The organism is Sphingobacterium nematocida (genome assembly GCF_900168125.1).
In the GTDB taxonomy this organism is placed as follows: Bacteria; Bacteroidota; Bacteroidia; order Sphingobacteriales; family Sphingobacteriaceae; genus Sphingobacterium; species Sphingobacterium nematocida.
Genome location: NZ_FUZF01000008.1, coordinates 166108 through 173303, shown reverse-complemented (window position 1 = coordinate 173303; position 7196 = coordinate 166108). Strand labels below are relative to the sequence as shown.

5 protein-coding genes are annotated in these 7196 nt (G+C 40.2%); all 5 read right to left on the bottom strand.

Features of this window, described 5'->3' with window-relative positions; all coding sequences use genetic code 11:
- Nucleotides 1-262, bottom strand: a 262-nt coding sequence (tnpA, locus tag B5X76_RS10705; protein ID WP_079643108.1) for an IS66 family insertion sequence element accessory protein TnpA, incomplete at its 3' end; no start/stop codon positions are given.
- A gap of 52 nt (nucleotides 263-314) precedes the next feature.
- Nucleotides 315-1334, bottom strand: a complete 1020-nt coding sequence (locus B5X76_RS10700) for a TPM domain-containing protein (RefSeq protein ID WP_079643107.1) — start codon at nucleotides 1332-1334, stop codon at nucleotides 315-317.
- Nucleotides 1335-1398: 64 nt separating this feature from the next.
- Complete coding sequence (locus B5X76_RS10695; RefSeq protein ID WP_079643106.1) at nucleotides 1399-2865, bottom strand: hypothetical protein; 1467 nt, start codon at nucleotides 2863-2865, stop codon at nucleotides 1399-1401.
- Nucleotides 2866-2961: 96 nt separating this feature from the next.
- Nucleotides 2962-5286, bottom strand: coding sequence for a glycoside hydrolase family 95 protein (locus B5X76_RS10690; RefSeq protein WP_079643105.1), 2325 nt, complete (start codon nucleotides 5284-5286; stop codon nucleotides 2962-2964).
- The gene (locus tag B5X76_RS10685) at nucleotides 5286-7169 is read right to left on the bottom strand and encodes an alpha-L-fucosidase (protein ID WP_079643104.1); all 1884 of its coding nucleotides are present in this window, start codon (nucleotides 7167-7169) and stop codon (nucleotides 5286-5288) included. The genes B5X76_RS10690 and B5X76_RS10685 overlap by 1 nt, the downstream gene beginning before the upstream one ends.
- Nucleotides 7170-7196 lie beyond the last annotated feature (27 nt).

The window sequence follows — 7196 nt, the reverse complement described above, 5'->3', positions numbered from 1 at the left end:
GCTTTTTTTCGATAACGTCTTTTAAAACCGTAATCTGTAAAGTCTGCTCGGCAACAATCCTTTTGTATTGCGCCAACTCTTTTTCCATTTCCCGCAACTGCTTAAGCTGCGAAACCTCCATACCCGAATATTTGCTCTTCCAAGAATAGAAAGTCCCTTGGCTAATACCATGCTCTCGGCAGATATCCGAAACCGATTGCCCAGCTTCCTGCTGTGATAAAATCTTGATGATTTGTGATTCGCTAAACTTACTTTTTTTCATTGTCCCTAAATTATAAAACTACATTAATAATCGTAGCTATTTTAAGGGAAGATTACAGTGTGAATCGTCCAACATTACGCCTAAACCGGTTCAAGATTCCCCATAAATCAAACCAAGCTAATGGAGTCAATAACATCGGGATTACTAAATATTTTACATAAGTTTTTAAGCCTCGCTGTAGATCTTCTTCATCTTTAAAATTCTCGATAATTTTAGTCCTCCCGTTCGTAATTTTCATCGCAAGTATCAATGCTAGGAGAATAAATGCAAAGTAGGGCAAATTCTTCCGTTGGTAAATCTCCTCGAGATTATTGAAAATAAAAACAAAGATGAAAAGCGTTAAAAACATCAACAGTAACATACAGCCCATCCCCCAGAATATAGGTGCAATAAGCTTCGGTTTGTTCTTAGTACCTTTTAATATACGACCAGAAATATAATGCACATACAGATACAAACCGGTAAACAATAAAAACATCCACACCGTATTTACTAAGATTGGATTTCGAAAACTCCAAAATGAGCTGGCCTCGGGCATCAGTTGTTCTAATTCTGCAATAGAATCTGATGACTTCAATATCTGTTCAATAAATTGCGAGGCTTCTATTATACCTTGATCATAATCTTCGTTCCGAAAATTTGGAACCAGGTACTTTTCACCCACACGCTTTAAATAAGCATCTGGAAAAATACCTTCCATGCCATAACCTGATATAAAGCGGTATTCGTGTCTGTCTTTCGCAATAAACAACAACAAGCCATTATTTGCATCTTTCTTACCTATCCCCCAACTGTTAAACAGTTCTAGTGCGAACTCAAAATCGCTATCTCCTACGTAGTCATTGACTACCACGATAGCATACTCGGCTTTGGTCAAACTATCAATACCTTGCGAAATATCATCCAATTGAGATACGGTATAATATTCCAATATGCCATCGGGATTACTCACAAAATGTTTTTGTCCCTGTACTTTGGGATTAGGTAAGTTCTGAACCGTATATTGTGCCTGTGCTGGTGCCCAGGACGCACCAACAAACAAAAGTGTAAAAGTAAGTAATCGAACAAGCATTTAAAATCAAAGTTTGATACCTAAAAGTAAGTAACAAACCTCGATTTAAAAAAATGTTTTTTGTTTAGAAACCTTCTTCTTTCTCTCCTCCCCAATCCGTATGTTTAAAAACCTGAAACTTACCACCGACGTTTAACTGCTTTAATAAATCGCCCCGAAAAACAAGTTGCATATTGTTTTTCAGCGTACTCTCCACTTGAAAAGTGCGTAATATCCCCGTAGCACCGTATAAAACAACTTCGTATTTCAGCGGAACCGACATACTGCTGATTCCCATAAACTGATTAAAAATCAATTGCTTGTTCGTATTAAAATCCGCTACAATTTCCACATCACTCTGATCTAAAATAGGGTTGGCTAATTGAGAATTAAATGGTGCAAAGAAAAACGGATCGTGTCTTTGACTGATGCCAATTCTCTTTATCACCGATAAATCTGTAGCATCAGTAAACTCAAACTTTACCTGACTGAATAAACGCTGCAACCTGATTTCATTTTCTATATCTCCTGTCACCTCAAGATTACCGACATAACCGAAAACCTCCGCATTTGAATTGGCAAATATATTCCCTATATAAAAGTTTGATCGGGTTGGTGACTCGGGAAATAACAAGTCTTTTCCCGATTCATTTGAGACAAAGAAAATGGAGTAACTTCCTTTTACAAGGTTTAATGATAAGCTTGATGCTTCTTCATAAGCTACACTTCCAGTAACAACAGTTTCAGGCTTATCTTTATGAAAGAGAAAATAATGAAGTTTATTGATGGAGTTCCCTGTTTGCGAAGATGGAGCCATACCTAAAAGGCGGATATTATCAAAACGCCAGGTAGCTGTACTTTCCTTGTAATCTGCTCCACCTTCTCGACGAATACCTGCTCTAGGAATAAACTTAAACCATAGGTTTGATCCCGTAATATTTTTATCTGAAAGTTGATAAACATATGTGTTCTTAGGAGCGGCATCTCCAGTCTTCCCAAACTGATTATTCATCGCTAACGGTGTATATGTATTACCTTCATCTAATGAATAATACAATTCGAAATCTTTAGGACCGGTATCTGAACTTCCCATATCAAATCCAAATTGTGTCATCAGCTCAACATTTCTGATTGGAAGTTTCATAAGCACCTCATTGGCCCCTCTTACGGAAAGCGATTTTCCTGCTTCATATTCCTCAAATGAATAACCTGCAACATAAGAGCTAGAACCATTTGAAATTATACTTGGTTTGGCTTCTTTCTGATAAGCTATATCAGGCTCTAAATTCTCTGCATTAAATGACCAAAAATACAGATACCCTTCGACGTAATCACCTGTACTAGAGGGCTTCGTGCTTGATTGTGTTTGATTTTTTACACCGGAAGCCTTAAACGAGGCTTTAGAGCTGTTAAAACCTGATACTTTGAAATTAACAAGGTGAAGATTTTCATTTTGTTCATCTACGGATCCATCTTTTTTACAGGAATAAATAGCTAATAAAATGATGAAAAAAAATGAAAGCCTACCTATTTTTAAAAATAGACATTTCATTGTGTGTTATATAATTAGTTCTAAAAAAAAGCTGTGATTAACAGCCCGTTAAATCACAGCAAGATATTTAAAAAAAATTGAATAAAAAAACTTAAGCTACAAAACTACAGATTCAGCTCTACCATCAACAACCACTCGAACTTTCTCCCCCTTCTGTCCTCTAATTTTATATGACCTCACTTTTCCATTTTTCCAGGTAATATCGACAGTTCTATTACCTCGAGCACGAAGTCCTTTTACCTGTCCGTCTTTCCATGCGGTAGGTAAAGCCGGAAGTAAATGAATATAACCATCGTGACTCTGTAACAACATCTCTGAAATACCTGCTGAACCACCAAAGTTTCCATCGATCTGAAAAGGTGGGTGTGCACAAAAAAGGTTGGGATAGGTTCCTGCTCCAGCTCCCTGATAGGTGGTACCTACACCGAACGCCGGCTTTAGTAGCTGTCTTAAAATCTCTAAAGCATGGTCGCCATCATGAAGTCGTGCCCAAAAAAGGATTTTCCATGCTCTGGACCAACCTGTACCTTCGTCACCCCGCACCTCTAATGTTTTTTTTGCTGCTGTTGCCCAATCTGGTGTCGTGACTGGCGAAATAAAAGCCGCAGGGTACAACCCATACAAATGCGACACATGCCTATGTGTAGGCTCTATCTCCTTATAATCTTCTAACCATTCCATAACGCGACCAGATGAACTGACACGCACAGCCGGTGGAATGAGCTTAAGATCTGTACGTAGTGTTCCAGCAAAACGGTCATGGAGCCCCAGTACAGAATCGGCAGTAATCACGGCTCCATATAGTTCTCTTACAATCTGATGGTCGATGGTAGGTCCCATTACGACTGAAGCGGTCTTACCATTAGTCAATCTAAAACCATTCTCGGGAGAAACAGAAGGTGAAGTAACCAACCATCCTGTTTTCGGGTCTTTGACCAAGGTCGCTTGATAGAACTTCGCTGCTCCAGCTAACAATGGGTATATTTCTCTTAGATAGTCTTCATCTCCACTAAAAAGGTAATGCTCCCATAAATGATTACATAACCAACCTGAGGCTGTACTCGCTCCCCATGAAGCATTTTCTCCTGGAGCAGAATATCCCCAAATATTGGTCATCATATACACCACCCATCCAGGTGCATTATAATAAGCCTTTGCCGTTTTTTCTCCTTCCTTAGCTATTCTTTTAATCAGCTCGATAAAAGGCCTATGGTATTCAGGAAGATTACCGACTTCTACTCCCCAATGGTTCATTTGCGCATTGATGTTTAAGTGATAATCACCATTCCAGGGTGTCTGAATCTGATGTGCCCAAAGTCCCTGTAAATTGGGAGGAAGTGCCTTATCATGTTTTGGCGCAGCACTGGAAATCATTAAATATCGTCCAAATTGATAATACAATGCGGCCATACCGTTGTCTTCTTCTGGGTGTTCGAAAAAGTCTTTGATACGTTGATCAGTAGGTAGATTCGCTTTGGAAATCTGATCTTTCAGCGTTAATTCGACTCGTCCAAAGGTACGTTGATACTCCCGCAGATGCTCGGCAAATAGCTTATTATAACGCCAATGTCCAGCGTCCTCGAGGTTAATCGACACATCGGTATCGGGTGATTTACTATAATAACTAGTCGATGCTGTAAAATAGATCAACACCTCGTCCGCCTCTTTAATAATTATCTGATTGTCATACAACTGCTGCTTCCCCCCTTTGGCTACGACCTTAATCTTACCGACAAACTCGAGTCCATCTCCTCCTACACCATTCGGAAGTCGGCCTGTAACGGTAATCTCACCTGGCTGTAGCTCATAGTCTTTTACATCTTTGTCTCGGTAAAAGTGAAGCGCAAAACCTATGGACTTCTTCTTACTAGCCGATAATCTCACGATGCCAATATTCTTGTCCTGTGAAGTGAAATACTCCCGTAAATAACGAGTCCCATTCGCTTCAAAGCTCGTTTCGGCTTTTGCAGTTCGTAAATCCAAACTGCGTTTGTAATTGGAAAAGTCTCCTTCTATAAAATGAAGAAAATTCAAAAAACCGAAGTTCTGAAAGCATCCATAAGGAACAGTAGCTCCATTGCCATGACCTGAACCCTGACCATTGCATACAAAGTTCTTATTCACCAATTTTTCAGCCTCGTCATTTTTTCCTTCAAACAACAACTGCTGAATCTGCCCGACACTTTTGTAAGCATCGTAATTATTGGGATCCTGTTGCGAACCAGACCACATGGATATTTCATTGAGAACAATTTGCTCATCTTTGACACCACCATAAGGCATCATTCCTATTCGACCATTTCCCAAAGGCAAGGCTTCTTCCCACTTGGCAGCAGGCTTGTCATACCACATTTTAAGATCCTGTCCATAAACCATAGACAAGGTGCATAAAACTGCACCTATTACACAAATCTTCTTCATTATTGATATAGATTAAATTCTGCCACAGTGAATGTTCCGGCAATTGTTTCCTTCGGCACAAATTTTAGATATGGACTACTTAATAAAGTGTCAAACATGATTATCTGCTCTGTTGGATTGGCCTTTATATTCGAAAATTCTCCAGTTTTTAACAATTGCCATTTTTTACCATCCTGACTATGATACAGGGTATACTTGGTTACCATTCCTTCTTTAGCCCCGTCTTGCCGAGGCACATATCCCAATGCGCGAATCGATTCCTTTAACTGCAACACAACCTCACTCTTGCAGGTCCTTAAAGAGGTAAAACTACGTACATCCCCATCGAAAGCTTTTTGAAACGAGTTCGATAAAAGCGTATGGGCAGAGTTGCCTAATTTATTCAACCCTGCATTAGAGTCGCTAAAGCTAAAAGGCTCTTCGTACTCCTTAAAAAGTCCAATATCACTTAGTGTAGGCACAACTGGAGCGAAAAGTTGTATCCTTATTTTAGATGCCTCAATGGGCTGATCTAACTTGATCAGTCTATTGGCACCAATACTCGTCGCCGAAGCCAATCGTTGCCAAGTACTACCATGGGATACTGAGACCACAACACTATCTAAACGTTGTCCAAGCTTAATATTCTCCCTCAAACGAATGATATCGAACCTTACCGTCTTCGGCAATGAAATTTCAATAACTGGATTTAACACCGCCTCCTCAGGGGCATAATAGCTATAGCGATCATCATCAAAGAGATTGCTTAAGGCAAATTCGGATGAATTACCTCTATTACTAGATGCTGTTGCTCTGGCATTTTTTGTTAGATTATTAGCAAATGTTTTTTCAATTTTCTTACCAAATGCGGCTAACGACTGTACATCGTTGGGATGCAAGATACCCTCGGGCATAGGTGCAAGTCCTAAATTCATATTTGCACCTCGTCCTACGGATTTTAGGTATATTTCGAATAATTGTGTGGGAGTTTTTACTTTAATATCCTGATTTTTGTGATAAAACCACCCTGGCCGTTGTGGCACATCACATTCGGCAGGAATCCAGTACTTGCCACCACGATCTCCTGTAGGTAGATTAGAGTCGTCCAGTTGTCCTGGTACAGGTTTACTGCCATCCTTTGTTTTGGGCGTAATGGTGGCCCAGGATGTCTCCGCCGCAAAACCATGTTCATTGCCTACCCAACGCATATCGGGACCTATATCAGAGAAAATCATAGCCATAGGTTGATAACGGCGTACAATAGGCCATGTTTTCTCTTCCCAGGCATAATAGGTCGTCCTATCTATCGTTCGCTTCTCACTTTTCCCTCCATAATAGCCATCACCACCGTTAGCACCATCGTGCCAAGAAGTAAATAACCTGCCATAGCCTGTCATCAGCTCATTCAGCTGTGCCCTATATGCATCAGCATATGCTGCTGTACCATATCTCGTGTCATTTCTATCCCAGGCAGACAAATAAACCCCGAATGCCATGCCTTCAGCATGACTCGCCTCCATAAACTCCTTCACCATGTCTCCCTTTCCATCCTTCCAAGGCGACTGCGCTATATTGTAAGTATTCGTTTTTGTAGGCCAAAGACAGAATCCATCGTGATGTTTGGCTACGGAGATTAAGCCCTTAAAACCAGCTGATGCAGCTGCTCTGGCAATTTGGCTAGCATCAAAATGGCTGGGATTAAAAATCTTAGGATCAGCATCTCCGAACCCCCATTCCTTATCTTGAAAAGTTGTAGGCGTGTAATGGATAAGACAGTACATCTCCATCTCGTGCCATGCCAACTGTCTGGCTGAAGGTAAAGCCCCATAAGGATCCGGAGCTTTCTGCCCAAAAGAAAACAGTGGGCTTAATAGTAGTAATCGAAGTAAGTTTTTAGTTCTCAAATTAATCGTTTTAGGTTTTATACATAA

Coding starts and splice junctions, on each gene's coding strand:
- B5X76_RS10700 (WP_079643107.1), bottom strand. CDS start 1,334: ATGCTTGTTCGATTACTTACTTTTACACTTTTGTTTGTTGGTGCGTCC.
- B5X76_RS10695 (WP_079643106.1), bottom strand. CDS start 2,865: ATGAAATGTCTATTTTTAAAAATAGGTAGGCTTTCATTTTTTTTCATC.
- B5X76_RS10690 (WP_079643105.1), bottom strand. CDS start 5,286: ATGAAGAAGATTTGTGTAATAGGTGCAGTTTTATGCACCTTGTCTATG.